This window comes from Collinsella sp. LCP21S3_A9 (genome assembly GCF_052118785.1).
Taxonomy (GTDB): domain Bacteria; phylum Actinomycetota; class Coriobacteriia; order Coriobacteriales; family Coriobacteriaceae; genus Collinsella.
Genome location: NZ_JBQKGN010000046.1, coordinates 1 through 1765, shown reverse-complemented (window position 1 = coordinate 1765; position 1765 = coordinate 1). Strand labels below are relative to the sequence as shown.

At 65.4% G+C, this 1765-nt stretch carries 2 rRNA genes; both read left to right on the top strand.

Annotated features, from left to right (window positions below):
- A 23S ribosomal RNA gene (locus ACTQ05_RS09425) occupies window positions 1-1531 on the top strand; the annotation flags it as partial.
- Window positions 1532-1677: 146 nt separating this feature from the next.
- Window positions 1678-1765, top strand: a 5S ribosomal RNA gene (gene rrf, locus ACTQ05_RS09420); the annotation flags it as partial.

Genomic DNA, 1765 nt, shown 5'->3' with positions numbered 1-1765 from the left:
AGGCGTAGCCGACGCGCAGCAGGCAGACATTCCTGCACCGCGCACGCGGCGCTACGACCGACGGGGCGACGGATGGGGGTGGCTCGGCGGGGTTCTGGACGTCCCCGTGATGGAGCGCGGCCCGCGGACCAGGGAAATCCGGTCCGCATCGAGGGCGAGGCTCCGGACGAAGCACTTAAGCGAAGCGAGTGAGCCCGAGGTCCCTAGAAAAACCCCTAGGCAGGCGCGTGCGCGCCCGTACCGCAAACCGACACAGGTGGGTGGGTAGAACATACCGAGGCGATCGGGTCAACCATGGTCAAGGAACTCGGCACAATGGCCCCGTAACTTCGGGAGAAGGGGTGCCCGCGCGTACGTGAACGGACTTGCTCCGGGAGCGGAGGCGGGCCGCAGTGGAGAGGCCCAAGCGACTGTTTACCAAAAACACAGGACTCTGCAGAAGCCGCAAGGCGACGTATAGGGTCTGACGCCTGCCCGGTGCCGGAAGGTCACGCGGAGGAGTTAGCCGCAAGGCGAAGCCCCGAAGCCAAGCCCCGGTAAACGGCGGCCGTAACTATAACGGTCCTAAGGTAGCGAAATTCCTTGTCGGGTAAGTTCCGACCTGCACGAAAGGCGCAACGACTTGGGCGCTGTCTCGACCATGGACCCGGTGAAATTGCACTGGTCGTGAAGATGCGACTTACCCGCGGAAGGACGGAAAGACCCCGTGAACCTTCACTGCAGCTTGGCATTGGCCGCTGGTCCCGCGTGTAGAGGATAGGCAGGAGGCGAAGATCCGGAGGCGCCAGCCCCCGGGGAGCCGCCCTTGGAATACTGCCCTCGCGCGACCGGCGTCCTAACCCGAGGCCGTCAACCGGCTCGGGGACCGTGCCAGGCGGGCAGTTTGACTGGGGCGGTCGCCTCCTAAAGGGTAACGGAGGCGCGCGAAGGTCCGCTCGGGACGGTCGGCAACCGTCCTTTTGAATGCAAGAGTACAAGCGGGCTTGACTGCGAGGCCCACAAGCCGAGCAGGTGCGAAAGCAGGCTCTAGTGATCCGGCGGCCCCGAGTGGGTGGGCCGTCGCTCAACGGATAAAAGGTACTCCGGGGATAACAGGCTGATCTTGCCCAAGAGTCCACATCGACGGCAAGGTTTGGCACCTCGATGTCGGCTCATCGCATCCTGGGGCTGGAGCAGGTCCCAAGGGTACGGCTGTTCGCCGTTTAAAGCGGTACGCGAGCTGGGTTCAGAACGTCGTGAGACAGTTCGGTCCCTATCCTCCGTGGGCGCAGGAGAATCGATGGAGGCTGCCCCCAGTACGAGAGGACCGGGGTGGACGCACCTCCGGTGAACCGGTTGTCGACCAACGGCACGGCCGGGTAGCCGCGTGCGGCGCGGATAACCGCTGAAGGCATCTAAGCGGGAAGCCGTTCCAGGGATTAGTTCTCCTTCCGGTAAGGGCCCAGGTAGACTACCTGGTCGATAGACGGCAGGTGCAAGGCTGGCGACAGCCTCAGCCGAGCCGCACTAATCGCCCGAGCTCTTCCGGAACCGCACCTCGCGGCCCGCGGGACCCAGCGCTCACGCGCGGTCCGGGCACGAGGATGCCCCCGAGTCACCTCCCCTATACGCCATGCGGCCCCCAGGGCACGTGAGAGAGACACCGGACACCGAAGATACGGTGGGCGCCGCCCACCGGTCAGCGGCCAGAGCATGGGGGGCACGCCCGGTCCCGTTCCGAACCCGGAAGCTAAGCCCCATCGCGCCGAGAGTACTGCGGGGCCAG